This is a genomic window from Nocardia jinanensis, assembly GCF_014645735.1.
Taxonomy (GTDB): Bacteria; Actinomycetota; Actinomycetes; order Mycobacteriales; family Mycobacteriaceae; genus Nocardia; species Nocardia jinanensis.
This window is the reverse complement of the sequence record NZ_BMMH01000003.1, coordinates 162,129-187,285: the sequence shown is the minus strand read 5'-3', so window position 1 is coordinate 187,285 and position 25,157 is coordinate 162,129. Positions and strand designations below refer to the sequence as shown.

General features: G+C 67.4%; 29 protein-coding genes and 2 pseudogenes. 10 read left to right on the top strand and 21 right to left on the bottom strand.

Annotation, left to right across the window (positions count from 1 at the left end):
* Positions 1-119: 119 nt before the first annotated feature.
* Positions 120-1,616, bottom strand: coding sequence for a SulP family inorganic anion transporter (locus tag IEY68_RS09615; RefSeq protein WP_058855887.1), 1,497 nt, complete (start codon positions 1,614-1,616; stop codon positions 120-122).
* A gap of 370 nt (positions 1,617-1,986) precedes the next feature.
* Positions 1,987-2,835 (bottom strand): LLM class flavin-dependent oxidoreductase, encoded by an 849-nt coding sequence (locus IEY68_RS09610; RefSeq protein ID WP_058855888.1) that lies wholly within the window; start codon positions 2,833-2,835, stop codon positions 1,987-1,989.
* Between the two features lie 232 nt (positions 2,836-3,067).
* On the opposite strand from IEY68_RS09610, the gene IEY68_RS09605 reads away from it, so the two are divergent.
* From IEY68_RS09605 to IEY68_RS09595, 3 genes and pseudogenes are all read left to right on the top strand, one after another.
* On the top strand, positions 3,068-3,376 hold the full coding sequence (locus IEY68_RS09605) for a hypothetical protein (protein WP_058855889.1): 309 nt from the start codon (positions 3,068-3,070) through the stop codon (positions 3,374-3,376).
* Positions 3,357-4,254 (top strand): annotated as a pseudogene (locus IEY68_RS09600) (sigma factor-like helix-turn-helix DNA-binding protein). The gene IEY68_RS09605 and the pseudogene IEY68_RS09600 overlap by 20 nt, the downstream one beginning before the upstream one ends.
* Before the next feature lie 180 nt (positions 4,255-4,434).
* Positions 4,435-5,295 carry a methyltransferase domain-containing protein gene (locus IEY68_RS09595; RefSeq protein WP_229718692.1) on the top strand — a complete coding sequence of 287 codons (861 nt, stop codon included), beginning with the start codon at positions 4,435-4,437 and terminating at the stop codon, positions 5,293-5,295.
* Positions 5,296-5,324: 29 nt separating this feature from the next.
* Here the strand turns inward: IEY68_RS09595 and IEY68_RS09590 are convergent, their stop codons facing one another.
* Complete coding sequence (locus IEY68_RS09590; protein ID WP_058855890.1) at positions 5,325-5,864, bottom strand: P-loop nucleotide/nucleoside kinase family protein; 540 nt, start codon at positions 5,862-5,864, stop codon at positions 5,325-5,327.
* A 698-nt stretch (positions 5,865-6,562) separates the two neighbouring features.
* On the opposite strand from IEY68_RS09590, the gene IEY68_RS09580 reads away from it, so the two are divergent.
* Positions 6,563-6,700 carry a hypothetical protein gene (locus IEY68_RS09580; RefSeq protein ID WP_189094189.1) on the top strand — a complete coding sequence of 46 codons (138 nt, stop codon included), beginning with the start codon at positions 6,563-6,565 and terminating at the stop codon, positions 6,698-6,700.
* A 398-nt stretch (positions 6,701-7,098) separates the two neighbouring features.
* Here IEY68_RS09580 and IEY68_RS09575 read toward each other — a convergent pair whose 3' ends face one another.
* On the bottom strand, positions 7,099-7,833 hold the full coding sequence (locus IEY68_RS09575; RefSeq protein ID WP_082681502.1) for an NAD(P)H oxidoreductase: 735 nt from the start codon (positions 7,831-7,833) through the stop codon (positions 7,099-7,101).
* Between the two features lie 88 nt (positions 7,834-7,921).
* Here IEY68_RS09575 and IEY68_RS09570 point away from each other — a divergent pair, with 88 nt between their 5' ends.
* Entirely contained in the window at positions 7,922-8,857 is a 936-nt protein-coding gene (locus tag IEY68_RS09570; protein WP_058855893.1) for an AraC family transcriptional regulator, read from the top strand.
* Between the two features lie 190 nt (positions 8,858-9,047).
* Here IEY68_RS09570 and IEY68_RS09565 read toward each other — a convergent pair whose 3' ends face one another.
* The 6 genes and pseudogenes from IEY68_RS09565 to IEY68_RS09545 form a co-directional block, all read right to left on the bottom strand.
* Positions 9,048-10,073, bottom strand: coding sequence for an alpha/beta hydrolase (locus IEY68_RS09565; RefSeq protein ID WP_229718691.1), 1,026 nt, complete (start codon positions 10,071-10,073; stop codon positions 9,048-9,050).
* 219 nt (positions 10,074-10,292) lie between these two features.
* Complete coding sequence (locus tag IEY68_RS36920; protein WP_156426293.1) at positions 10,293-10,457, bottom strand: hypothetical protein; 165 nt, start codon at positions 10,455-10,457, stop codon at positions 10,293-10,295.
* Positions 10,444-10,935: a mannosyltransferase YkcB-related protein gene (locus IEY68_RS37325; RefSeq protein ID WP_444543818.1), complete on the bottom strand. Its 492-nt coding sequence runs from the start codon at positions 10,933-10,935 to the stop codon at positions 10,444-10,446. Before IEY68_RS37325 ends, IEY68_RS36920 begins: the two co-directional genes overlap by 14 nt.
* Positions 10,933-11,342 (bottom strand): annotated as a pseudogene (locus IEY68_RS36915) (glycosyltransferase family 39 protein); the annotation flags it as partial. The gene IEY68_RS37325 and the pseudogene IEY68_RS36915, both read right to left, overlap by 3 nt.
* Positions 11,343-11,540: 198 nt before the next feature.
* On the bottom strand, positions 11,541-12,080 hold the full coding sequence (gene ahpD, locus IEY68_RS09550; protein WP_062998491.1) for an alkylhydroperoxidase, AhpD family: 540 nt from the start codon (positions 12,078-12,080) through the stop codon (positions 11,541-11,543).
* Positions 12,081-12,094: 14 nt separating this feature from the next.
* Positions 12,095-12,682 carry a peroxiredoxin gene (locus tag IEY68_RS09545; protein WP_062998489.1) on the bottom strand — a complete coding sequence of 196 codons (588 nt, stop codon included), beginning with the start codon at positions 12,680-12,682 and terminating at the stop codon, positions 12,095-12,097.
* Between the two features lie 131 nt (positions 12,683-12,813).
* Here IEY68_RS09545 and IEY68_RS09540 point away from each other — a divergent pair, with 131 nt between their 5' ends.
* Positions 12,814-13,722: a hydrogen peroxide-inducible genes activator gene (locus IEY68_RS09540; RefSeq protein ID WP_062998487.1), complete on the top strand. Its 909-nt coding sequence runs from the start codon at positions 12,814-12,816 to the stop codon at positions 13,720-13,722.
* Here IEY68_RS09540 and IEY68_RS09535 read toward each other — a convergent pair.
* Positions 13,683-13,871: a CAP domain-containing protein gene (locus tag IEY68_RS09535; protein ID WP_062998485.1), complete on the bottom strand. Its 189-nt coding sequence runs from the start codon at positions 13,869-13,871 to the stop codon at positions 13,683-13,685. The genes IEY68_RS09540 and IEY68_RS09535 overlap by 40 nt on opposite strands.
* A gap of 175 nt (positions 13,872-14,046) precedes the next feature.
* Positions 14,047-15,489, bottom strand: coding sequence for an MFS transporter (locus IEY68_RS09530; protein WP_062998483.1), 1,443 nt, complete (start codon positions 15,487-15,489; stop codon positions 14,047-14,049).
* A 100-nt stretch (positions 15,490-15,589) separates the two neighbouring features.
* On the opposite strand from IEY68_RS09530, the gene IEY68_RS09525 reads away from it, so the two are divergent.
* A complete protein-coding gene (locus IEY68_RS09525; RefSeq protein WP_062998481.1) occupies positions 15,590-15,979 on the top strand; it encodes a MarR family winged helix-turn-helix transcriptional regulator in 390 nt (129 codons plus the stop codon).
* Positions 15,980-16,484: 505 nt separating this feature from the next.
* Complete coding sequence (locus IEY68_RS09520) at positions 16,485-16,988, top strand: nitroreductase/quinone reductase family protein (RefSeq protein ID WP_062998479.1); 504 nt, start codon at positions 16,485-16,487, stop codon at positions 16,986-16,988.
* Between the two features lie 231 nt (positions 16,989-17,219).
* Here the strand turns inward: IEY68_RS09520 and IEY68_RS09515 are convergent, their stop codons facing one another.
* The gene (locus IEY68_RS09515; protein ID WP_189094188.1) at positions 17,220-17,447 is read right to left on the bottom strand and encodes a hypothetical protein; all 228 of its coding nucleotides are present in this window, start codon (positions 17,445-17,447) and stop codon (positions 17,220-17,222) included.
* Positions 17,448-17,455: 8 nt separating this feature from the next.
* Entirely contained in the window at positions 17,456-17,698 is a 243-nt protein-coding gene (locus IEY68_RS09510; protein ID WP_189094187.1) for a hypothetical protein, read from the bottom strand.
* A 128-nt stretch (positions 17,699-17,826) separates the two neighbouring features.
* Between IEY68_RS09510 and IEY68_RS09505 the strand changes: the two genes are divergently transcribed.
* Positions 17,827-18,618: an ArsR/SmtB family transcription factor gene (locus IEY68_RS09505; protein ID WP_062998477.1), complete on the top strand. Its 792-nt coding sequence runs from the start codon at positions 17,827-17,829 to the stop codon at positions 18,616-18,618.
* 47 nt (positions 18,619-18,665) lie between these two features.
* Here IEY68_RS09505 and IEY68_RS09500 read toward each other — a convergent pair whose 3' ends face one another.
* A complete protein-coding gene (locus tag IEY68_RS09500; RefSeq protein ID WP_062998475.1) occupies positions 18,666-19,739 on the bottom strand; it encodes a dTDP-glucose 4,6-dehydratase in 1,074 nt (357 codons plus the stop codon).
* 193 nt (positions 19,740-19,932) lie between these two features.
* On the bottom strand, positions 19,933-20,550 hold the full coding sequence (locus tag IEY68_RS09495) for a TetR/AcrR family transcriptional regulator (RefSeq protein WP_229718690.1): 618 nt from the start codon (positions 20,548-20,550) through the stop codon (positions 19,933-19,935).
* 119 nt (positions 20,551-20,669) lie between these two features.
* On the opposite strand from IEY68_RS09495, the gene IEY68_RS09490 reads away from it, so the two are divergent.
* Positions 20,670-21,398, top strand: coding sequence for a nuclear transport factor 2 family protein (locus tag IEY68_RS09490; RefSeq protein WP_062998473.1), 729 nt, complete (start codon positions 20,670-20,672; stop codon positions 21,396-21,398).
* Positions 21,399-21,406: 8 nt separating this feature from the next.
* On the opposite strand, the gene IEY68_RS09485 is transcribed toward IEY68_RS09490, so the two are convergent.
* The 5 genes from IEY68_RS09485 to IEY68_RS09465 form a co-directional block, all read right to left on the bottom strand.
* The gene (locus IEY68_RS09485) at positions 21,407-21,694 is read right to left on the bottom strand and encodes a putative quinol monooxygenase (RefSeq protein ID WP_062998471.1); all 288 of its coding nucleotides are present in this window, start codon (positions 21,692-21,694) and stop codon (positions 21,407-21,409) included.
* A 227-nt stretch (positions 21,695-21,921) separates the two neighbouring features.
* Positions 21,922-22,944: a lipoyl synthase gene (gene lipA, locus IEY68_RS09480; RefSeq protein ID WP_062998469.1), complete on the bottom strand. Its 1,023-nt coding sequence runs from the start codon at positions 22,942-22,944 to the stop codon at positions 21,922-21,924.
* Positions 22,941-23,720, bottom strand: a complete 780-nt coding sequence (gene lipB / locus IEY68_RS09475; RefSeq protein WP_062998467.1) for a lipoyl(octanoyl) transferase LipB — start codon at positions 23,718-23,720, stop codon at positions 22,941-22,943. The genes lipA and lipB overlap by 4 nt, the downstream gene beginning before the upstream one ends.
* Entirely contained in the window at positions 23,717-24,259 is a 543-nt protein-coding gene (locus tag IEY68_RS09470) for a GNAT family N-acetyltransferase (protein ID WP_062998465.1), read from the bottom strand. Before IEY68_RS09470 ends, lipB begins: the two co-directional genes overlap by 4 nt.
* Positions 24,256-25,146, bottom strand: coding sequence for a TIGR01777 family oxidoreductase (locus tag IEY68_RS09465; protein WP_062998463.1), 891 nt, complete (start codon positions 25,144-25,146; stop codon positions 24,256-24,258). Before IEY68_RS09465 ends, IEY68_RS09470 begins: the two co-directional genes overlap by 4 nt.
* Positions 25,147-25,157 lie beyond the last annotated feature (11 nt).

Here is a 25,157-nt window from a genome sequence, read left to right as displayed (position 1 = left end):
CCGGCGTAGCGGTACACCGCGAAACCGGTCCGTCGGTCAGGGACCGGGATGCAGTACGCGATCGGACGGGCCGCGGAACTGCGCGGGTATCTCGGCCTGGTGCCAGTGCGGATAGATTCTCAGTGCCCACCGGTCAGATGGCCCGACAACCGTTGGTGCCGTGCGACGGAGGCGGGATTCAAGCCGAGGATCTCCACTCGTTTGCCCTGGGCGGCGTATTTGGTGGTGATGGCGTCGAGCGCGGCCACCGTGGAGGCGTCCCAGATATGCGTTTCGGACATATCGAGCACGATATTGGGCGGGTCACCGCTGTAGTCGAATCGGTGGACGAGATCGTTGCTGGAGGCGAAGAACAATTCGCCGCGCACCTTGTACACGCGGGTGGCATCGTCGGGATCGGCGGGTACAACCTCGGTGAAATGCGCGACCCGGTGGGCGAAGGCGACCATCGCGGTGATCACACCGGTGACCACGCCGTAGGCCAGGTTGTGGGTGACGACGGTGACGCCGACTGTCAGCAGCATCACCGTGGTCTCGGCGATCGGCATCCGCCGCAGCGTCGCGGGGGCCAGCGAATGCCAGTCCATCGCGGTGATCGACACCATGATCATCACCGCCACCAGGGCCGCCATCGGAATCCGCGCGACCAGCCCACCCAGCCCGACCACCAGGATCAGCAGGAAGACGCCGGCCAGGAAGGTGGAGATACGGGTACGGGCACCGGAGACCTTGACGTTCATCACGGTCTGGCCGATCACCGCGCAGCCGCCGAGACCGCCGAAGAATCCCGTGACGATATTGGCGACGCCCTGACCCCAGCTCTCGCGTGTCTTGTTCGACGGGGTGTCGGTGATGTCGTCGACGAGCGTGGCCGTCATCAGCGATTCCAGCAGACCGACGACCGCCATCGCGAAGGAATAGGGGGCGATGATCCGCAGTGTCTCGATGTTCAGCGGCACCTGGGGGAGCAACGGGACCGGCAGTGCGGACGGCAGGTCGCCGGCACCGCCGACATCGGGTACGTGCAGTCCGAATGTCACCGTGACGGCGGTGAGCGCGATAACCGCCACCAGCGGCGCGGGCACGGCAGTGGTGATTCTGGGCAATAGCGCGATAATCGCCATCCCGGCCCCGACCAGCGGATACACCAGCCACGGCACGCCGATCAGCTGGGGGAGCTGGGCGAGGAAGACCAGCGTCGCCAGCGAATTGACCACACCGACCATCACACTGCGCGGGATGAACCGCATCAGCTTCGCGACCCCCGCCACGCTCAGGGCGATCTGCAGGACTCCGGCCAGGATCACCGTGGCGAGCAGATAATCCAGCCCGTGTTCGCGGACGACCGGCGCGACCACGAACGCGACCGCGCCGGTCGCCGCGGAGATCATGGCGCGGCGCCCGCCGGTGAACGCGATCGTGATCGCCATGGTGAACGACGCGAACAATCCGACCCGCGGGTCCACGCCCGCGATAACGGAGAAGGCGATCGCCTCCGGGATCAGCGCCAGCGCTACGACCAGCCCGGCGAGTACCTCGGTGCGCAGTAGTTTCGGGCTGCGCAGCGCCGCCGTCACCGATCCTGCGGGGTGGTCGGTGCGAACTGCCGTCGGCACGGTGGCGTTCTCCGTTCACTGAGTACGCGACCGCGGCCGCGCGGCGCCGGCTGTGTCGCGGCGTGGGATATCGAAGGAAGCCGAGTGGGCGGGGCGGAGTCGGGCGGGAACGAGGCCCGGAACGGCCGTGCCGCCGGACATCTGTGGTCGGCGAGCACTCGGCGGGCCAACTCTACCTTCCGGTAAGGGGAGGGTTGCGCGCCCGGGGTCGTCGGGCGCGCAAGCCCGGCGGTAGGCCTGAGATCACCGGCGCCCGCCGCCGGCCGAGCCCGGCCGGGATGGCGGAAGCCGTGCGACCCGAGCCGCGATCGGGCAGCATCCTGGGGAGCTCCCGAAAAGGATGCCGGCGCCGATCGCGCCGGGGCCCCGATCAGCCGATCAGATCCGCGAGGCGATCGACCTGCCCGGGATCGGTGCCATAGCAGTACAGCATCACTTCGTCGGCCCCGAGGTCGGCGAACTGTCGTATCGCGGCACGGATCTCCGCCGGTGTCGTGCGCATCCCCGAGACCGTGTTCTCGGCCCAGCCGGTGAACTCGTAGTAGGCGCCGATGGCCGCCCGTGCCTCGTCGGCGACGGCCTGCGGTCCGATCGCGATATTCACCTGGGCGACGATCCGGGGTTCGCCCGCCCGCCCGTGTTCGCGCCAGGACCGGCGGACCGAATCGAACAGACCCTCGCACCAGTGTGCCGGTGCCGCGGACAGGAACCCGTCACCCCAGCGGGCGATACGTTCCAGTGCGACGGGCTTGAAACCACCGAAGAGAATCGGCGGACCACCGTGGCGGACCGGTGCGGGCCCGATCGGCCCGCAGCCGGCGCCGAACGGCTCACCGGACCACAGGTCACGCAACCGCGCGAGTTGTTCGTCCATCCGGCGGCCGCGGGTGTGCAGGTCGACACCCGCCGCCAGATGATCGTCGGCGCGGCCGCCGACGCCGAGTCCGAGTACCAGCCGGCCTCCGGACATACGGTCCAGCGTCGCTACCTGTTTGGCCAGCAGCGCGGTATCGCGCAATGGGGAGAGCAGTACCTCGGTCTGTACTCTCACCCGGCTGGTGGCGCTGGCGATCATCGACAGCGCCACCAGCGGTTCGGGATTGTCGTAGACGAGGCGATCGAGCAGGCCGAGTGTCGAGAAAGGTCCCGTATCGGCACGGCGTGCCCATTCGAGCAGGGCGACGGGGTCGGCGATCGGTAATCCGAGTCCGATATGCATAAAATTCCTCCAGGAAAATGGGTGGGCAAAAAACGCCGCCCACTCCATCGCCCGGCTTGTTCGGGCGCGGGCTCCCACTCTGCGGCTGTACTTCCGGGGAGCTCCGATCGGATCACGGTGACTATAGGCCGGGAAATCGGCGGCACACAAGCGGCGGCCACACACGAGTTGCGGACGACCCCTTTCGTTCTCGGCGCTCGGTCGCTCAGGGCGGACAAGGCGATCGGGCGCGGTGGCCTCAGCTCAGTTCGATTTCGGTACCGCCCTTCCCGCCGACCTCCGGCCCCGCCTGGCGCTCGATATCGCGGTGGCGGCGTTCCATCGCGCGCTGGACTCGTGGAGTGCCGATCCCGGCGAATTCGATATCGATACGCTCGCGGACCGTATCCACGCCGCCTTCGCCGCCGTACCCGAAGCGCTCACGCTGACCCCGGCGCGCCGAGCTACCGCTCGAGCCGGGCCGCGACTGCCGCGACGACGGATGAATCGGTGCGCGCGGACCATGGTGTTCATCGCCGGAGATGGGAAGAGCGGCGCCTGAATTCCGTTCTCGACCAGACGCACACCCGACCAGGGAGTCGCGCGGTCGCCCCGGCGCTGCGCGAGAACCCGGCTGTCACCCCGGCGCCAGTAGCTCCGGACAGGAGACCTGGCTGCAATGGATGGGGGTCGACTTCGGCGCAGTGCGGAATCCACGGGCCTTCCTGGTTCGGATCGCCGGTCGCCAGGCGATCGGGCGGCTGCGCGCTCGACCGCCGCAAGGAGTCCTATATCGGACCCTGGCTACCCGAGCCGCTGCTCACCGCGCCCGATGTGGCCGAGGACGTCGAGCTGGCAGAACACGTCTCGATGGCCATGCTGCTGGTCCTGGAGACCCTCATACCGACCGAACGGGCCGTATTCGTGCTGCGCGAGGTGTTCGATCTGGACTACGACGAGATCGCCGGTGCCGTGGCGAAGACTTCGGCCGCGGTACGCCAGATCGCGCACCGCGCGCGGGCACACGTCGCCGCGCGCCGACCATGCGGCGCCGTTTCCGCAACCGAGACCCGGGTGGCGCTCACGGCGTTTCAGCGCGCGGTGGAAACCGGCGATCTGCAAGACCTGCTCGACCTGCTCGCCCCCGATGTGGTCTTCCTGGGTGACGGCGGCGGAGTCGAACAGGCGCTGCTGCGGCCGGTTGTGGGCGCCGACCGGGTGGCTCGCCTGCTGGCCGGCGGGTCGAACTGGATGGGCGGCGAGGCGGCGGCCGAGCCGGTGCAGCTCAACGGCCACCCGGCCCTGGTCGTCCGGCTCGACGGCGAGATCGACGCCGTGGTGGCGATGCGGGTCGACGACGGCCTGGTCACCGGCCTCTACTTCGTGCGCAACCCGGAAAAGCGCTCCCGTGTCGAACGGGAAACCACCGTGAGTCGCTGATTCCGGAACTCGGTGACGACAGGCAATACGGTCGGCACCGCCATCTCGAATGGTCACGTACCGGCGAAGGGACGCCCGTTCGACGCGGGGCCACCGGCAAGTGGTGAAAAACCAGGACCCGGAAAGGAGCGGCCTTCGGGTCCGGCGGTAACGGAGCGTCCCCGGCTACCGTCGGAACCCATGCCGAGCGAACACGAGGAGCCTGCCCGGACGCCGTCGTTCCACCTGGACGCCATCGCGGCCGAGCGCGCCGCGGCCGCGACGTCCGGTGCCGACCCGATGGCCGTCCTCATCGCCGCGCTCGATCTGCAGGCCGCGTTACCCGGGATTCGGCGTATACGGCGCTGGGCGCACGAAGCGCTGGCCGTCGATTCGGGGGAGTGGGCCCTCGATATCGGTTCGGGTACCGGTTCGGAGGTGCTGGAGTTCGCGCGCCGGGTCGGGCCCGCTGGGGAGGCCGTCGGAATCGAGCCGAACCCCGCGATGCTCGCGGTGGCACGCGAGCGGGCCACCGCGGCGGGGGCGCGGTGCCGTTTCGTCGAGGCCGACGCCTACCGGCTGCCGTTCGACGACGATTCCTTCGACGCGGTCCGCTGTGAACGCGTCTACCAGCACCTGGACGACCCGTCCGCAGCGACCGCGGAAATCGCCCGGGTCCTGCGACCGGATGGCCGGGTGGTGCTGGTCGACAGCGACTGGCAGACCGCCATCCTGCACCCCGGCGATACCGAGGTCGTCGCCCGGATGACCACCGCGATGCTCGCGGCCACCCCCAACGCCAGGTCGGGCCGCGCATTGCGCGGCCTGCTCGTCGCGGCCGGTTTCGAGATCGACGATATGGGCTCGGAGGCGGTGATCTTCGACCCGGCCACCGCGCGCCCGATGTTCGACGAGGTGGGCGGGAGCGCGGTGGCCAGGGCAGTGATCACCGAACAAGAACGTGACGAACTGGTCGCCGCGATCGAAGCGGGTATCGAGGCCGGCGACTATCACCTGTCGGTGACCATGTTCGCGGTACTCGGCCGGCTTCCGTCCCGGTAGTCACGTTCCCGGCCGCAGCCACACAGGGCTCATGCCCGGGAGACCTGCTCCGCCGCCGTCCGCCCGATCCAGACCGCCAGCTCCGCGTGGTCGACCGGTCGCGTGGTGTCGACCGTGAGGACGGGCCCGAGCCCCAGCGGTGCCGCCCGCGCCGCCCACGTATCCCAATCCTCGGCCAGGCGCCGCTCGTCCTGGTACAGCGCGGCCCGCCGCCGCCCCGCGTATCGAGCTCGCGCCACCTCGGCGGGCACGTCGCACCAGATTTCGACGAACCGGCCGGGTGCGACCTTCTCGACCCCGGCCCGCGCGAACCGGAGATCGCGGGGCCGGAACCACCAGGAGTCCACGACTACATCCCGCGGTACGGTGCGGGCCAGGGCCCAGACGGTATCCATCGCGATCCCGCCGAGCTCGCGCACTGTATCGATCTCGGTGACGCAGCCAGCGAGCGCCTCCTTGACGGCGTCCTTCGAGATGAACTCCGCCCGTAACGTCCGGGCCAGTGCTACGCCGAGCGTCGATTTGCCGGAGCCCGGCAACCCGTTCACCAGCACCAGGAGTTTGTCCACCGGTCCATCGTCGCGGAAGCCCGCCGGATGCGGGATGCGGGATGCGGGATGCGTCGAGCACCGCCCGCCAGGCTGCTTCCCAGGGGAACAGATACAGGTAGTTATCGCCTTCTCCGGGCTCGTGCTGCTTGTGCACTTCGTCGCCGGCCAGCACAGTCACCCCCCCAACCGGAGAGTTTCCGCATAGCCTCCCGACGGCCGGAAAGCTCATGTGCGCCCGGTTGGAGAACGGCACCGCCACCACCGGCGATCCTTTGCCCACGGCCTCGACCAGCAGCCCGAGCGGTAGCGTATCCGAGATTCTCGCAGCCCATTTCGCCATAGAGTTACAGGTGAGGGGCGTGGCGATCATGGCGTCGGCGGGTGGCAGGACGTCGGGTGTCCCGGGCTTCTTGTAGTGGCTGCGTACCGGGTGCCCGGTCCGGTCCTCCAGCATGTCGATATCGATGAGGCCCGGCCGTCCGGCGAGGCGACCATGCGGACATCCCAACCGTCGGCCCGCGCCAGGTCGACGAGCCGGGGACAATGGCGTACAGGACCGGTTCTCCCCGCTCGTTCACGGCTCCCGTGATGTCAGTTCGAGACCGGGTGAGCCCGCTGACTTCTGTAGGTCCGGTCGCCGGTGGCAAGGCGGATCTCGGATGCGTCAGTACTGTGTGCTCTGTCGATCCAAGAAATATCGAAAGGGCGAGTTGACAATGAATTCGGGTTCCGCAGCAGCGTTGGAAGGTATTCGCCAGGGCTACCTCAATGGTGATCCTGTCGCCACCGCCCTCTTCATTCCCTTGTTCTTCATCGCCGGTGCCTTCGCGCTTCTGCAGGGCCAGCCGTTCTGAGCGCACTACATCAGCGGTAGCCGAGAAAACCGTAAGTGAGCAGCAGGGACCGTGTCTCGCGCGATAAGGCGTGGGATACGGTTCGCCGCTGTTTCTGCTGCGTTGGCGTGATCCCGCGTGTGGCCGGCCCGGCGGGCTCGTAGAAGACAATCTCCCAGTCGGTAACCTGCGTCCCTGCACATACTCCCTCCATGAGCATGGAGCAGATCACACCGAAACTGATCGTCGAGGGAACTGATCCCGGCGGCGCGGAGGTGAGCCTGTTCGTACCTGCCCGCCCGGGCCGAGTGGCCACCCACCGGCGAGGCCGCCCGGAAGTTGATCCGGGCGTTCCTCGACCGGCGGCGCGCACAGCCATAGTCCCGCGAATTCCAGCCCTCTAGCGTGGCGGCAGCCGGTCAGGCCGGGACTCGTTCGGCGGCGAGGAAATCGTCGACGAAGCCCAGCGCGCGATCTTCCAGGCCTGCGTAATGGGCTTCGCGGACGGCGCCGGTGAGGGCGTCGTCGAGCAGGAGATTGCCCGCGGCGTCCAGGCGCTGCCGTTTCTCCTCCGCCCCGGGCAGCAGCCCCACCGACGACTGCGTGAAGCCGCAGTAGTATGCGATACCGTCGTTGAGTTGGGTGCTCAGCGCCTCCTGCATGAGGTCGACGACCGCATCGTCGTCCGCCGCGCCCGCCAGACCCAGCCACAGCATCCGCTTACCCGCGAGCCGGGGTTTGCTTCGGCCGTAGGCGAAGCCGTAATTCCACACCCGATCGATCCAGCCCTTCAGAATCGCCGGGACCTGCATCCAGTACACCGGGAACACCGCGACGATCACGTCGGCGGCCAGGATGCGCCGCATATGGTCCTCGACCTCGGGGGAGTAGGTCTTGTCGCGGTTGCCCCACTGCGGCAGGTCGGCGGCGATCATCCGGGGGTCGAAGTTCTCGGCGTGCAGATCGAGCAGGTCGATCCGATAGCCGGCCGCGGTCAGCCGGCGGGTGGCCAGCTCGGCGATATGGGCGGTCAGTGAATCGCGGCGCGGGTGGGCGACGACGACAAGGGCGGTGCGGGTGGTCGTGGCCTCGTCGGTCGGGGTATGCGACACGGGATCCTCCATCTCGATCCGGTTCTCCGGATATTGGGTCATGCGGTCTGATCTCATTTCACCCGCCAGCTGATGGACGATCTATGGGTAAAGATCTACATTTGATAGGAGTTCGTCTACCCTCGATGGGGTGGACCCTTTGAGCGCACTGCTGGGCGGTATCCGTGCGGAGGGAGCCGTGCTGACCAACGCGGTGCTGGAAGCGCCGTGGAGTATCCGGTTCGCCGACCGCGCGCCGCTCACCATGATCACCGTGCTGCGCGGCGGGGGAACGCTGCTGCTACCCGGTGGCGTCGAGCGCCGGATCACTGCCGGAGACACCGCGATCGTGCGTGGTCCGGAACCGTTCCGCCTCGCCGACCACGCGGATACGGTCGGTATTCCCCACGAAGAGTACGAGGTCGCTTGTTTCGCGCCGGACGTGAAATGCGATGCCGCGCTGGACGATGGCCGCTGGGGTACCGATCAGGCCGGTGAGACGGCGCTGATCGTCGGCGCCTACCGGACATCGGGCCGGCGGCACGAACGCCTGCTGCGCGCGATACCACCTGTTCTGGTGGTATCGGATGACGTGGAGGTGTGCGCCTGGATGGAATCGGTGGCCGTGGACGCGGCCCGGCGGCCCGCGGGAGCGCAGGCTTTGATGGACCGGCTGCTCGACTGGGGTCTGGTGTGCACGCTGCGCGATTGGTTCGACGGGCAGGACGCCGCGGCGCCGGGCTGGTATCGGGGACCGGCCGATCCGGTGGTCGGGCCGGCGTTGGAGGCGATGCACGGACAACCCGCCGCAGGATGGACGGTCGCTTCGCTGGCTTCCGCCGCGGGTGTGTCCCGGGCCCTGTTCGCGAGGCGTTTCACCGAGGTGATGGGGCAGTCGCCGCTGGCCTATCTCACCGAATGCCGGATGGACGACGCGACGGAACTACTGGCCGACCGCAGTCTCACTGTGGCGCAGGTGGCGAAGGCCGTGGGCTATGCCGACGCGTTCGGTTTCAGTGCGGCGTTCAAACGGCACCGAGGTATCCGTCCGAGCGACTTTCGCGCCGCCGCCTATATCGGAGCATGAGCTGAACCGGAGATCGCACCGGATCCGGCGGCCGCGGTGGTCGGGTAGTACCTCTCCGGTGGCGATCTTCGCAGGTGCTCGATCCCGTTTCGCGGAGTTGCGGAGGAGTCGCCGTCGGAATCGAACCGTGGTATCGGCCGGTAGTAGGCGATGGGCGCGCCGTGGTGGCGCCCATCGCCGGGTCGCGGATCTAGCGGGTGCCGATCGATTGAGCGAGGAACGGCCAGGAGGTGCGCAGGTCGTCTTCCCAGTAACCCCAGGAATGCGTCCCGACGGGCCGATCGTCCAGTGTCACCGGGATGTTCAGCTCGCGCAGCCGGCTTGCCAGGTTCACCGTGCAGTATCGGATGGCCGCCTCGATCGGCCCGCCGAAGGCGAGCTGCACCGGGAGCGGAATCCGTCCCTCCTGTATTCGGCGATCGAGCGGAGTGTCGTGCGGGGCCGCCGGAATACCGCTGCCCGTGCTGAGATAGACCTCGGTGCCGCGCAACCGGTCCGCGTTGACCAGCGGATCGTTGGCACGCCACAGCGGTCCGTTCTGCGGGCCCCACATGTTCTCGACGCTCTGCCCGCCGCCCCACAGTTCCACGGTGAGGCGAACGAATTCGTGCCCGACCGGGTCGGAGGTCTGGGCGCAGCCGCTGTAGGAGGCCACGCTCTTCCAGTAGCCGGGTTTGGCGATCGCGAGGTTGAGGACCGAGGTGCCACTCATCGACACACCCGCGCGCGCCCGGTTGCCGTCGGAACCGAGGAATTTCTCGATCACGGGCGGTAGTTCGTCGTTGAGGAAGGTCTGCCACTTGTTGCGTCCGAGGACGGCGTCGTCACGGATCCAGTCCGTGTAGTAGGAATTGCTGCCGCCGTAGGGGGTTACGACGTTGACATCCTTGCCGCGCAGGAAATCGAAGGCATCGGTCTGCACATCCCATCCACTCTCGTTCGGGCCGCCGCCCGAACCGTTGAGCAGATATAGCGTGGGCCGCGGCTTCGAGCTGTCCGCGGCGCGGACGACCTGGATCGGGATCGGCCTGTTCATCGCGGGGGAGAAGACCGTCACGGTTTGCTGCCGGTCGTTCACGTTCTCCGTGGAGACGACATGCGCCGCTTCCGGCGCCGCGGCGGCGGGGCTCGCTGGGCCCGCCAGTCCGGCCGCGGCCAGTACGCCCGCGAGCCCCCAGCGCAATGCGCTCGTACGTGTCCATCGCCGTGTAGTCACAGTGGCGAACCCTCTCGTGTCCTCGTCGTGGCCGAGGCCGCGCGACCTCGGAACCTGGAACGGCATCGGAGGGGTTCGCGTGGGTCCCGCCTCCGGTTTGGTCGGCTGCCGGACTTTTCCGGGAATGTGCGCGATCACATCGAGGAAGACTGGAGGCCGGGCACGTATCGCGGTCGGTGCGGGGCGGTTGCCGGGCTGCTCGGCAACGGCCCCCCGGCGCTACTTCGGAGTGGTGAGGTCGTAGAGGGTGATTCCGTTGATATCGAGGGAGGTGAAAGTCTCCGTCACCCAGGCGGTGATCTTCGTGTCTTCGTTGTCCTCGGAGGATCCTGGTCTACGGCCGAAGCCTCCCGCGAGGAAGTAGTGGATTTCACCGTCGGCCACACCGCTGGAACCGCTCGAGTGTCGGCGACGGGTCGCCGCCGGCGAATCCACCGATCGCCATGATCTGCCCCTCGCCGGCCAACTGGTAGGTCCCCTGCTGCATCGACCCCACGGTCACCGCGGTCCAGGTGTAGTGGTCGGCGTCACGGTCGAGCAGTGCGGTCACCGTGGGGTCGGCGGCCGCCAGGGGGCCGCCGGGTGGTCCGCCCGCGCGGCCGTCCGGTCTGCCGTGGCCCGAGCCCGGCCCACCGGAGGAACCGGGCCCACCAGGTTTACCCGGCCCAGCGGTACCGCCCGGAGGCCCGGGCATCGCGCGTTCGATCTGCGGGCCCGCGAGTGGTGTCGAGCCTATGCGAGGTGCGAACGGTCTCCACCGTGTATGCCACCGGTCCGGCCAGTCCGGCGACGAGGAGCGCCGGCAGCGCGACCACCGCCGGTCGGCGGCGGGATCCGGCCGACAGCGCGGCCGCCGCGCCAGCCAGCGCCAGCGACCGTCGCCGAGTGCCCGGCTCATCGCCCAGACCGCGGCCAGCATCAGGAACACCAGTAGCGCCTCGGGATTGTTGAAGCGGAACATCAGTGCCGCCACCGGTGTCAGGGCCAGCAGCAGACCCGCCAGCAGTCCCGCCGCGGGACCGAAATGCCGCCGTACCGTGGCCCACAGCAGCGCGACCGAAGCGACCCCAGCAGAACTTGCGGTAGCAGCATGCTCCAGCTGTTCATCCCGAAGATCCGGACCGACAGTTCCATCGGCCACAGCGACGCCGGTGTCTTGTCCACGGTGATGGCGTTCGCCGCGTCGAGTGAACCGAAGAAGAACGCCTTCCACGACGTCGAACCGGCCTCGATCGCGGCGGCGTAGAACGTGTTGCCCCAGTCGTTCGCCCATCAGGGCGTCCAGTGCGGCCGCTCGGACGATTCGCCGACAGGCGAGCGCACCGAATGATCCGGCGGGGCTCGTCGAGTTCTCCGGTGTCCGGCGGGCGAATCGGAGCAGAGACGGCAGCGGGGCGGTGAGGAGAGAACCCCTCACCGCCCCGGTATCGCGTCGTGCGTTCCGCTCGAGCGGAACGCGCCGGTGGATCAGACCGAAGCGGTCGCCAGTGCCTCGGTCGACTGCACGGCCTGACCGACCCCGGCCACGATCGCCGCGGCGCGCAGGGCCTCGAAGATCACCTCGCGCGAGACGCCCGCTTCACGCAGCGCGTGCTCGTGCGCTTCCAGGCAGTGCTGGCAGCCGTTGATCGAGGACACCGCGAAGGACCAGAGTTCGAAATCGGCCTTGTCCACGCCCGGGTTCCCGATGATCTGCATCCGCAGACCGGCCCGCAGATCGTCGTACTTCCCGTCCAGGAACGCCTTGCCCCGGTAGAACACATTGTTCATACCCATGATCGAGGCGGCGCCCAGTGCGGCGTCATAGGCCTCGGCGGACAGGGTGTCGGCGGCTTCCGCCGCGATCTCGCGCAGCGTCGACGTGGACTTGGTGGCGGCGGCAGCGGCCAGCAGCGTGCCCCACAACTGCTGTTCGTTCAGCACGGTGGTCCGGCTGATCGAGGACAGGTTGAGTTTCAGATCCTTGGCGTACTCGGGTAGCGCGGCCTTCAGATTATCGATGCTCACGGGTACCTCCGATCTCAGACGCTCGCCGCGAGCAGTTCGCCGGCGTCGATGGTCGGGTCGCCCTTCTTCCAGTTGCAGGCGCACAGCTCGTCGGACTGCAGGGCGTCGAGCACCCGCAGCACCTCGTCGACATTGCGGCCCACCGAACCCGCGGTGAGCGAGACGAACTGGATCTCGTTGTTCGGGTCGACGATGAAGGTCGCGCGGTCGGCGACACCGTCGGCGTTCAGCACGCCGGTGGCGGCGGCCAGTTCACGCTTCAGGTCCGACAGAATCGGGAAGGGCAGGGTCTTGAGATCCTCGTGCTGGGCCCGCCACTGGAAGTGCACGAACTCGTTGTCCACCGACGCGCCGAGTACCTGGGCGTCACGGTCGGCGAATTCCTCGTTCAGCTTGCCGAACGCGGCGATCTCGGTCGGGCATACGAAGGTGAAATCCTTCGGCCAGAAGAACACGATCCGCCACTTGCCCGCGTAGTCGGCGCTGGTGATCCGGGTGAAATAGTCGTCCGGCTGCTGAGCGTCGACCTTGGACAAGTCACCGCCGATCACCGCGGTGAGGTCGTAGGCGGGGAACTGGTCGCCGATGGTCAGCAGGGGCATGCCCGAATCTCCTTCTCGTAACTGTGGTGCCGGCGTGGTCGATTTCCAGCCGGTGAGGCGAAAGCTCGTAAGTAATCTTGCCGAACGACCGGCAAAAGGCAAAAGTGATGAGTCGCACTAGACTGATAGGTGTGTCCGATCAGTCTTATCAGCCCACCCTGTCACAGCTGCGTGCGTTCGTGGCGGTCGCGGAATACCGGCACTTCGGCACGGCCGCCGCGCGGCTCGAGGTGAGCCAGCCCACGTTGTCGCAGGCACTGGCCTCACTGGAGAACGGACTCGGGTTGCAGCTCATCGAACGCAGCACGCGACGCGTTCTGGTCACCGCGGCCGGTGCGCGGCTGCTCCCCGCCGCCACCGCCACCCTCGAAGCCGCGGACCGGTTCCTGTCCGCGGCCACCGGCGACATACTCACCGGAGTACTCCGCATCGGTATCATCCCGACCGCTGCTCCCTATCTCCTCCCGTCGCTGTTGCCCACACTGCGGCGCAAACTCCCCGCGCTGGCCCCGCAGGTGATCGAGGACAAAACCGCCCGCCTGCTCGACGAGCTGCGCGCCGGAGTGCTCGACGTCGCGGTCCTCGCCCTACCCACCGAAACCTCCGGTCTGGTCGAGATACCGCTGTACACGGAAGAATTCGTTCTGGTGGTGCCCGCCGGTCACGAGCTGGCCGGGCGCACCGATATCGAACCCACGATCCTGGGCGCGCTGCCGATGCTGCTGCTCGACGAAGGCCACTGTCTCCGTGACCAGACTCTCGAGCTGTGCCGATCCGCGGACGTCCATCAGAACGCGGCCGGTGATACCCGCGCGGCATCGCTGCCGACAGTGGTGCAGTGTGTAGCGGGTGGACTCGGTGTCACGCTGATCCCGGAGATGGCGGTCGCGACCGAAACCGGTCGCCGCACCCTCGATACGGCACGCTTCACCACCCCGGCACCCGGCCGCACCCTGGGGCTGGTGTTCCGGGCATCCAGCGGCCGCGCCGACGACTACGCCTACCTGGCCGAGATCATCCGCACCCAGCGCCCGTTCTGACCGGCCGCGTTCGAGGAACGGACGGGTCGCCGGGCCGGGCAATCGGCCATCGCGACACCGACCTTCGTGGTCGCCTTCCACACCACCTGGGTTATATGACCGGTCGTGGTGGAGAACACCGGGTCGGCGTAGTCGTACTGATTTCTCATCGAACTCCCACCCGGTAGCGGCCGGCGATCTCCCGGTGACGCCCGACCGTACGGCCTCACCGGCTCGACAAGCCGGATGATCGCCCGTCGTAGGGTGGCCGATCGATCGACGTCCCCCAGCACTGAGAACGGGGCCGCCGGTCCGGCGACCCCGTCCTCCCGCTCCGCCGACCCGCTACGCGAGTTCGGCGACAGGCTGCTTGCGCGCCAGCAGTGCAGAAGCCGACGCCACCAGACCGATCACCGCGACGGCGGTGACCAGGTAGAGCGCCGGCCGGTAACCGTCGATACCGTCGGTAGCGGCACCGCTGATCAGGCCCGTCGCGATGGCGAGCACCACCGCGCCACCGATCTGGAACGAGGTCTGCACCAGGCCGGAGGCCAGGCCCTGCTCGTGATCGGCGATACCTTCGGTGGCCTGCGACATGACGGCCGCGAAGCCCAGGGCGAAGCCGAGACCGAGGAGCAGGAACGCGGGCAGGTAGTCGACAGCGTAGGCGGGGTCAGGGCTACCGCCGCGGGTGAGGAACCAGGCGTAGCCGGCGACGAAGGAGGTGAGTGCGGCGACGATCATCGGGGCGGTGCCGAACCGGTCGATGAGGTTCCCGGCCATCGGGGAGAGGACGGCGACGATGATGCCGGCCGGGGCCATGGCGAGCGCCATCTGCAGCGGCTCCCAGTGCAGGGTGTTCTGCAGGTACAGCGACACAATGGTCTGGAAGCTGAGGTAGGAGCCGAAGATGGCCAGCGCCGCGAGGTTGGCCCGCACGATGGACTTCACCTTGAAGATGCTCAGGCGCACCAGCGGATGGCTCACCCGCTTCTCGGTGACGAAGAACGCGCTGAGCAGTCCGACCGCCAGGATCGTGGTGGCGACGACGGTGGCCGTGAATCCGGTCTCCGGGGCCGTGACGATCGTGTAGACCGCCGCGAGCATTCCTCCGGTGAGCAGGGCCGCTCCGGCGAAATCGATTCGGCCTTCTTCTTTTTCGATGTTGCGCGGTACCACGATGTAGGCCGCGATCAGCACCGCGGCGACGACGACTACCGGCATGTAGAAGGTGAGCCGCCAGTCGATGCCGGTGAGCAGGCCGGAGACGATCAGGCCGGAGGCATATCCGGTGGCGCCGAAGATCGTGAAGATCGACAGAGCCCGGTTGCGGTCGGGACCTTCCTTGAAGGTCGTGGTGATGATCGAGAGGGCGGCCGGTGCGGTGAAGGCCGCGGCCACACCCTTGACGATCCGGGTGGCGATCAGTAGCCAGCCCTCGTCGACGAGTCCGCCGACGAGCGAGGCGATACCGAAGACCACCAGGGCGGTCAGAAAGACCTGGCGACGGCCGAGTAGATCTGCGGCTCGTCCGCCGAGGAGGAGCAGGCCACCGTAGCCGAGGATGTAGCCGTTGACGATCCACTGCAGGGCCGAGGTGTCGAGGCCGAGGTCGTGGCCGATGGACGGGAGCGCCACACCGACCATGGAGACGTCGAGCGCGTCGAGGAACATCGCCAATCCGGCGACGAACAGGATCGCCCACAGCTTGGGTCCCCAACGGCCGACGGCCGGTGCGGCAGGCGTTGCGGCGGCGAGGTTCTGTGGGGTGGTTGCGGTGAGGGTCACTCGAGAGAACTTAGATGCACGAGCATTGGATGTCAACGCATGTAATACTGTGTCATGTAATGCATGGGCATAAAATGACTTGACATGATAATCTCGGGCCATGTACCACGACTCCGACAACGATGTCTGCGCGAAGTGGTCCGAAACGTTGCGTCGCTACCACGTCACGTCCTGTGATCTGGAGAACGCGCTGCAGGCGCAGCACGAACTCGGGCTCAGCGAGTTCGAACTGCTGCAGGTCCTCGGCGGGCGCTGCGGTGCGGAGCAGGCGGAGAAGGTCAAGATGAAGGATATCGAGGCCGAGATGTATCTGAGCCAGAGCGCGCTCTCGCGCACGGTGACCCGGCTGGAGAAGGCCGGGCTGGTCGAACGCGCAGCGTGCGATTTCGATCGTCGCGCCAACTTCCTGGCTCTGACCGCCGAGGGTCGCGCACGGCTGGAGGATGCGCGCCCGACCCATCTGGAAGTGCTGCGCAAGCACCTGGTGTAGGACGGATCGCCGCGGCATCGGCGGGCTCGAGTGGACCGGCCCTGGCAAGTTGGAGACGGGCAGACGGTGAACCGGAAATCGGGGGATATGGATCAGCGGACCGTAAACGCGCGTCCCGGGTTGCGGGTTGTCCGTCGACCGATGCTGAGCAGAGAGGGTCGGACGGCGGTGTGTTCATAACCATCACGCTGTACGTGTTCACTTCCGCTGGATCGGTCTGGATTCCGGCAGACGCTGGGTTGCGCTCGGTACCGGTGTCAGGGGATATCCAGAATGGTGAGGAAGGCCGCGGCCGCCGGGGTGTGAGTCGTGTGGCTCCAGACGAGGTATTCGATCCGGGCCGGTGCGTCGGAGATTTCGACCGTCACCACTCCGGTGAGCTGTGGGACGTACGCTGCCGCGCAGCGCGCCTACATCCAAACACCACATGCCTTCGGTGCCACCGAAATTCACTCGGATGCAGATTAGGCCGGTAACTGTCCTATATCCTCAGCACACTCGAATCATGAGCGGAACCGAATCGACTCTGGATCAGACCGACATCACCGACTACAACGATCCGAACGCGCCGTGGAACCAGGCGTGGGACCAGGAAGGCGGCATTGCCGACTGGAACGATGATGTGATCAAGGAGTTCCGGGAGAACTCGGGCAAGGTGGGCGGCGCTTACGCGGGCGGGGACCTCATCCTGCTCACCACCACCGGAGCCAAGAGCGGCAAGCGACACACGACTCCCCTGGGACCCCTGTACCGGGACGACACCATGTACGTGAGTTCGTTCATCGAGGACAGGTACCCGGCCTGGTGGTACAACATCAAGGCGAATCCGCAGGTCACCATCGAGCTCCGGGACAAGACCTACCAGGCGACCGGCAAGGTGCTCGAAGGCGCGGACTACGACGAGTTCGCGGCCTGGGTGCTGGCCGACAACCCGCTGCTGGCGGATTACCAGTCCAAGGTAGACCGGCCGATTCCGCTGGTCGTGTTATCCCTCGACGGCGAGGGCTGAGCGGTCCCAGGAACCTCCGGCGGCGGTGCGGCGAATGATGCGCACTGGGCTGCGCAGCAGAACCAGGGTGCCGCCGGAGGTTGCACTGGGTAGAGCGGCCCGCGAGCCTTGCATTTCGTGTACAAGCAAAGGTCTGCCCCGCCGTAAAGGCGAGGCAGACTGCTGTCGGCATCTCGGTAGCGGCAAGCAGGTCGATGTCCTTGCTGTAGCGCGCGTCGGGCAGCCGCACCATCATGCCGACACCACCTTTTTGTTGACCGGCATTCCCGCCTGCTCGATGAGCGCGTCGAGGAATGCCTCCCCGTCCAGCGCCCGATACCCGTAGTCGAAGGCATAAGGCGTAAGAACCGCAGCCATATCGTCGGTAGTGGTCGGACTGCGGGTGAGGGCGTCACGAACGACCGAGGCGAGATGACCGGAGCCCAGGGACGCCGCAGCAAGGTCGCGGATGGTGCGCACCGGGGTGGTTACCGGCAGTTCGTCGACGATTGCCAGTCCTCGCGGGAGAGAGAACCCCGGTGAATCGTGACATCGGGCAGAGACAGCCGGATCCGCCGGGTAGCGGTCAGCTCTACGACGTCGGCATCCAGATCACCCAGCTCGTGCAGCGACGCCGCCGTGCGATGGGACACCACCCCAGTGGGCATTTCCTGCTGCAGACGCTGCCACGCCACCGTGGCCGGGTCGACCGCGAACCAAGCGACCCGCATCTCCAGCTGCTCGTCGTAGGGGACGCGTTCTCCCTCGCTGCTCGTCGGCGGATATCGCCCGGCTCTTGACAGGAAACCATCAGGTTGCCTATTTTCAAAAGGGCAACCATACGGTTGCGGGAGGTGATATGGACGAGGTGTTCAAGGCGCTGGCCGACCCCAGCCGCCGACAGCTACTGGACCGGCTCCACGCTCGCAACGGGCAGAGCCTGGGCGAACTCGGCGACGGACTGGGGATGAGCCGCCAGGCTGTGACCAAACATCTGGTGGTGCTGGCCGAGGCGAACCTCGTGACCGCCGTGCGGGACGGCCGACGGCGGCTGCACTATCTGAATCCCGTACCCATCAACGAGATCGCGCAGCGGTGGATCGGCAAATACGACCGGGATCGGCTCACCGCCCTCGCGGACCTGAAACGAACACTGGAGGAACCTGTGAGCGCACCGGAATTCGTCTATGTCACCTACATTCGGACCACCGACCGGAAACTGTGGCAGGCCCTGACCGACCCCGCCTTCACCGAGCGCTACTGGGGCGCCGCATTCGAATCCGACTGGCGGCCGGGATCGCCGATGGTATGGCATCAGCAGGGCTGGTCGAGCAGCGATCCGGAGCAGGTGGTGCTGGAGGCCGAGCCGTACACCAGGCTCTCCTACACCTGGCACACCTTCGACCCGGCGTTCGCCGAGGCGTTCGGAATGGACTCCGGCGAGGTCGCGGCATGGGGGCAGGAGACCCGATCGAAGGTCACCTTCGAACTCGAACCACAGGGCGAGGTGGTGAAACTGACCGTCGTGCACGATGGTTTCGAGCCGGGTAGTGCGGTGCTCGAGGGGATCAGCACGGGTTGGCCCAATATCATCGCGAGCCTCAAGACCCTGCTCGAAACCGGGGACACCCTGCCCCAGCCGGTCGGTTGATCAATGGGGACTGTCGCGTAGCTGCTCGGCGCCCCGCGGCGGGTGGCTCATCGACCCGGGCTCACGGCCGACGGGCCGACCCTGCTCCAGTCGAACCCGAGCTCACCTCTGACCGAGATGATCTGCTGCCACCAGCAGGGGTTCTCGACGTACCAGGCGACCGTGGCGGCGATGCCCTCCACGAAGTCGCGGAGGGGCCGCCACCCCAGTTCGGATTCGATTTTGCTCGGCTCGATCAGATACCGGCGGTCGTGGTTCGGGCGGTCCGGGATGTGCTCGATCCATTCGGCGGGATCACGGTCCAGCGCCGCGCAGATGTATCGCGCGATCTCCAGATTGGTCATCTCGCACCGTGCCGAGATATCGAAGATCGGCAGAAGGCCCGGATCGGTTCCCGCCGCGGCCGGAATCGGATCGAGCTCCGCGTGCAGAACCCGGTGCACGGCGTCGCAGTGATCGGCCACGTGCAGCCAATCCCGGGACTGCGCCCCGTCCCCGTATACGGGGACCTTCCGGCCGCGCAGCAGATTCGTGACGGCCAGCGGTATCAGCTTCTCGGGCATCTGATAGGGCCCGTAGTTGTTGGCGCAGTGGGTCATCCGGATGTCGAGATCGGGGTAGGTCGCCATATAGGCGCGAACCATCTGATCCCCGGCTGCCTTGGCCGCGCTGTAGGGAGTCTTCGCGTTCAACGGGCTGCGTTCGGTGAAATACGGCCGATCGTCGGCGAGTTCGCCGTAGACCTCGATGGTCGAGACATGCAGATGCGACCGCACCGAGAACAGCCTGCTGCATTCCGCCATCACCTGCGCGCCCAGCGCATTGCTGCGCATGAACGCGCTCGGGTCCAGAATCGCGCGATCGTTGTGCGATTCGGCGGCGAAGTTCACCACATGATCGGGTCGGTGGCGTCGGTAGATCGCCGCCATCGCGTCCTGATCGGCGATATCGGCGTTCTCGAACACCAGAAGGTCGGATACCGACGCCAGATTGGCGATATTCCCGGCGAACCCGAGATAGTCGACGGCCACGACTCGGGCATCGGGTTCGGATGCCAGCAAGTGGTGCACGTAGTTCGCCCCGATGAATCCCGCGGCACCGGTGACGAGGTAGACAGCCATGGGGTCAGATCCTAGAGGGCGGGGCGGGGTCGGCCGGGCCGTCCGCGGCTCCTTCCCGCCGGGTCGATCCGATCGGAGAGCGGCCGGTACAGCGCCGACCGTGCCTGCGCCGATATCTTCGCGCGGCGCAGGCGGCTCGGTCGCGTCTGCGCTTGTCGAACGATGCGGATTCGGCGGATAGCCCCGACAGCGCTCAGGCGCGGGTCTGCGCCAGTGCCAGCACGATGGTGGTAGCGGTCTCGACCAGGTGGTCTCGCGGTACCGGGAGACGTCCGTCGATCCAGTCGACGTAGAGGGCGACGAGAGCGCCGCCCAGTGCGGTGCCGACGATCGCGAATGTCTCCTCGCTGTCGGGTATCAGCGCACCGGCCTCCGCGCCCAGCGCCGGCACCACGGTACGGAGGAAGGCGGGGAGTCGGTCGGCACTGTGCGCGCGCAGGGCGTCGTCGGTGAGGGGTGCGCGGAGCAGGACCCGGGCTCGGCGCGGGTCCTGCTCGAAGTAGGTGGCGCAGATCCGCAGTGCCGAACGGACGATGGAGTGCAGATCGCCATCCGGGTCGATCGTGCTCAACCGGGTGCGGAGTTCGGCTTCCAGACGGTCGTAGACAGCGACGACCAGTTCCCGGCGGTCCGCGAAACTCTCGTAGAAATAGCGGGGGCTCAGCTTGGCCAGCCGGGTCACCGCCCGCATCGTGACCGCGGTGGACCCGCCGGTGCCGAGCAGCTCGAAACCCACGTCCACGAGTTGTTCGCGACGTTCGGCGGATCTGGCGTCCAGCGTCTGTCCGCGCCACAGCTTGGGTGCGTTCACCGATTCATCCTCGCACCGGTCTCCGGAATTCATTGACATCATCTGATTCAACATGAATCATACGATTCACGTTGTTGCTCGACCGCGGCCCGGGCCGCGCTCGTCGGAAGGCCCGTACCGTGTTCAGTGACGAACAGTTCCAGCAAGCCCTGCGCCGTCCTCGCCTCGCGCGCCCGGCCCCCGAATTCCTCGACGCGAATCGCGCGGTGCCCATCCGGGTGATTCCGGAACCGGAACTACAGGCCACCACCGAGGAGTGGTTCGTCGATTTCGAGCGGAAACTGGAGTACTACGGCCAACTCGGCCCAGACCTGTCCTGGCTCATGGAGTGGGCGAAGAAGTACTGGTGGAGCTTCCTGGTCCGGGATATGAGCCTCAACCACGAGCTGTACGCACCGGACGTCCGCTACACCGATGTCACCACCTTCGGCCGCACCATCGTCGGGATCGACGAATTCGTGAAATACAACTTCGCCTTCTTCGACGCCATCCCGGACTGGCGCTACGACCCACTGCCCGGTCAGGTGTATCTGGACGTCACCCCGGAGGGGCGGGTGCGGGTGGTCATCCGCTACATCGGCAGTGGTCACTGGGACGGACCCCTGCGGCTGTACCCCTACGACAGCAGCGCCCCGGTGCTCTACGGCAATGGTCGGTTCATCCAGTGTCCCGCCGTCGACCGCTATCACTTCGATGCCGATGGGCTGATGGAGGAGGGTGAAACCCTCTACGACGCCTTCGACGTCACCCAGCGTGGCGGGATCCTGCCGCGGGACGACAGCTGGCAGTTCAAGGCGCTCATGTCGGCCTCCAAGATCCCGGCGCTGTTGCAGCGGTTCAAGCTCTAGCCGGGCGATCAGGTCAGCGAACGGATTTCGGCGATCTCGTATTCGGCCACCGACGCGCCGCGGATCTCCACATTCTGCTCGGCACCGGTGCCCGCGCCGCGGAACGCCTCGACCGATTCCCGGTCGGCCCAGCGCTCGAAGATATTGATGCGCGCGGGATCGGTGAGATCGGCACTCAACGAGAAATCCAGGCAGCCGGGTGCTGAGCGGGCCTGATCGACCACCCCGAGGCATCCGGCGAGGTAGGCGGCGCGGGCCGGCGGATCGACGATGAGATGTCCGGCGACGATCAGCATGATGGGTCTCCCTCGGTTTCCGGTGGTGTTACCCACTGGGACCCGTCGGCACCGCCGGAATCATCGCTGAATCGCTGCCCATTACGCGGTCGGAGTGATCCACAGGGCGCTGATGGGCGAGCGGGACAGCTTTCGCCGAACCTGAGTCGCCGTTCGCCGCAGTACGCGCCGAAGCAGATCGACGCCCGGGGGTCCAGCCTGGTTTCCCCGGCGACGTAGCTGATCGATCAGGCCCGGGACCCGAACCGTTCCAGGACGGCACTGGCCTCCTGGGTGGCGGTGCCCTCGGCGGCGAGATGCGCCATGGCCTCCGGGATGGGGCGGCCGTGGTGCGTCATGGCCTGGGCGTAGAGCCGACCGGCACGGTACGAGGAACGAACCAGTGGGCCCGCCATCACCCCGGCGAAACCGATCTCCTCGGCGACCTTCGAATGCTCCACGAACTCTTCGGGTTTCACCCAGCGGTCCACCGGATGGTGGCGCGGCGAGGGACGCAGGTACTGGGTGATGGTGAGGATATCGCAGCCTGCCTCGTGCAGGTCACGCATGGCCTGGGTGACCTCCTCGGGGGTTTCGCCCATACCGAGGATCAGATTGGATTTGGTGACCAGGCCGTCGGCGCGGGCCGCGGTGAGCACCGCGAGGGAGCGTTCGTAGCGGAAGGCGGGGCGGATCCGCTTGAACACCCGGGGCACGGTTTCCAGATTGTGGGCCAGTACCTCGGGGCGGGAGGAGAAGACCTCGGCGAGCTGATCCGGTTTCGCGTTGAAATCGGGGATGAGCAGTTCGACACCGGTGGCCGGATTGAGTTTCTTGATGGCGCGCACGGTTTCGGCGTAGAGCCAGGCGCCGCCGTCCTCCAGATCGTCGCGGGCGACCCCGGTGATGGTGGAGTAGCGCAGGCCCATGGCCTGGACGCTCTCGGCGACCCGGCGCGGTTCGTCCCGGTCCAGCGGGTCGGGCTTACCGGTGTCGATCTGGCAGAAATCGCAGCGCCGGGTGCACTGTTCGCCGCCGATGAGGAAGGTGGCCTCGCGGTCCTCCCAGCATTCGAAGATATTGGGGCAGCCCGCTTCCTCGCAGACCGTGTGCAGACCCTCGCGCTTCACCAGACCCTTGAGTTCGGTGTACTCCGGGCCCATGGTGGCGCGGGTCTTGATCCAGCCGGGTTTGCGTTCGATCGGGGTCTCGGCGTTGCGGGCCTCGATCCGCAGCAGTTTGCGGCCGGCGGGGGCTTGGGCGGAGGTCATGCGGTGGCACCTTTCGGGTCGCGTGCCGCGGTGGCGGCGGCGGGGTCCGCGTCGGCCGGGGTGGCGGCCCGCGGAATATCGTGCTCGGTGACCGGGATCTCGCCGCTCAGCGCAGCCGGAACGGATTCGGCGATACGCGGCGCGACCTCGGCGACGGTGACCTCGCGGCCGAGCTCCTGGCTCAGGCTGGTCGAACCGACATCGCGGATACCGCAGGCGACGATGGCGCCGAACGCGCCGAGGTCGGGATTGCAGTTCAACGAGATGCCGTGCAGGGTGACCCCGCGCTGCACCCGGATCCCGATCGAGGCGATCTTGCGTTCCGGCAGCAGACCGGCCGCGGGCAGCCAGACCCCGGATCGTCCCGGGACCCGCCCGCATTCGACACCCAGATCGGTGACCGTCCGGATCAGTGCCTGTTCGAGGCGCCGGACGTAGTCGACCACGTCGAGGGGTTCGGCGAGCCGGATGATGGGGTAGCCGACCAGCTGACCCGGGCCGTGCCAGGTGAGCTTGCCGCCCCGGTCCACATCGATCACCGGGCTGCCGTCGGTCGGCCGGTCGGCCTCTTCGGTGCGGCGCCCGGCGGTGTAGACGGAGGGGTGTTCCAGGAGCAGCAGGGTGTCGGCGCCTGCGCCGTCGGCGCGGAGGGCGGCGATCTCACGTTGCAGATCCCACGCCTGCTGGTAGTCGATGAGACCCAGTTCTCGCACGTCGACGGGGGTGCTGTCGTAGCGAGCCGACCGGGTTGCGGTGCGGGTGTTGTTCACATTCATGACGTTACGCTCATCTCCACAGTGAGCTGCATCTCCACAGTGCGCTGCATCAGTGTCAGATCCATCCAGCGGCCGAACTTGCGGCCCACTTCCGGCAGTACGCCCACCGTGCGGAAACCGAATCGTTCGTGCAGGGCGATCGAACCGGTGTTGCTCGATTCGACGGCCGCGACCATGGCGTGGATATCACCGGCTCGCTCGGCGCGGGCGATCAGCTCGGCCAGCAGGGTCGCGCCGATACCGCGCCGCTGGAATCGGTCGGCGATATAGACCGAGTTCTCCACGGTGTGGCGATAACCGGATTTGGGTCGCCACGGCCCGTAACTGGCGTATCCGGCGAGTTCCCCGCCCATTTCGGCGACCACTACGGGGCGGCCGTGCTCGGTGCGGTTGCGGAACCAGGCGATGCGCTCGTCGAGTGCCACGGGTTCGTCGTCCCAGATGGCGGTGGTCTCGGCGATGGCGAGGTTGTGGATCTCCAGAATCGCGGGCAGATCGCCGGTCCGCGCGTCCCGGACCACAGGAGTGAATTCGGTCATCGGCCCACTGCGGCGGACAGTGCCGCGCCGACGGTGGCGTGGCGGAATTCGTACCCGGTCTCCTCGAGTACCCGGGGCAGGGCGCGGGGGCTGTGCAGGATGGCTTCGTCGGCGAACTCGCCGATCACCAGGCGCAGACCGATACCCGGGACGAACAGCGGCGTCGGCCGGTGCAGAGCCTTCCCGAGCGCGCGGGTGAAGGCCGCGTTGGTGACGGGGGCGGGGCCCACCGCGTTGAGCGGACCGCGTACCGAGTCGTGGGTGAGCGCGTGCCGGATGGCGCCGACCTCGTCGTCCAGCGAGATCCACGGCTGATACTGGCGGCCGCTACCCAGCCGGCCGCCGAGACCCAGCAGGAACAGGGTCTTCAGTTGCGGCAGCATGCCCCCGGACGCGGTGAGCACCACGGCGCTGCGCAGCAGCACTGTGCGGGTCCCGGCCTCGGTGGCGGCGTGGGTCGCGGCCTCCCAGTCGTGGCACAGCGTGGGCAGGAAACCGGTGCCCACCGGACCGCTCTCGTCGACAGCGCGATCGCCGGTGTCACCGTAGTAGTGGACCCCGCTGGCGTTCACCAGGGTCGGTACTCCGGCCCTGGCCACCGCCGTCGCGAGGACATCGGTGGGCGTGATCCGGCTGTCCCGGAGCAACTGTTTGTATGCGCCGGTCCAGCGTTTGTCCCCGATACCGGCCCCGCACAGATTCACCACCGCGTCGACCCCGTCGAAGATCCGGGGGTCGAGCTCGGCGTGCGCGGGATCCCAGCGACGCTCGTCGGGTGCGGCGGCCGGCCGCCGGACCAGCCGGATCACCTGCTCCCCGTCGCGGCGCAACGCCGCGACGAGCGCGGTTCCGATCAGTCCGGAAGAACCGGCCACCACAACCGACATCGTTCGTCGCC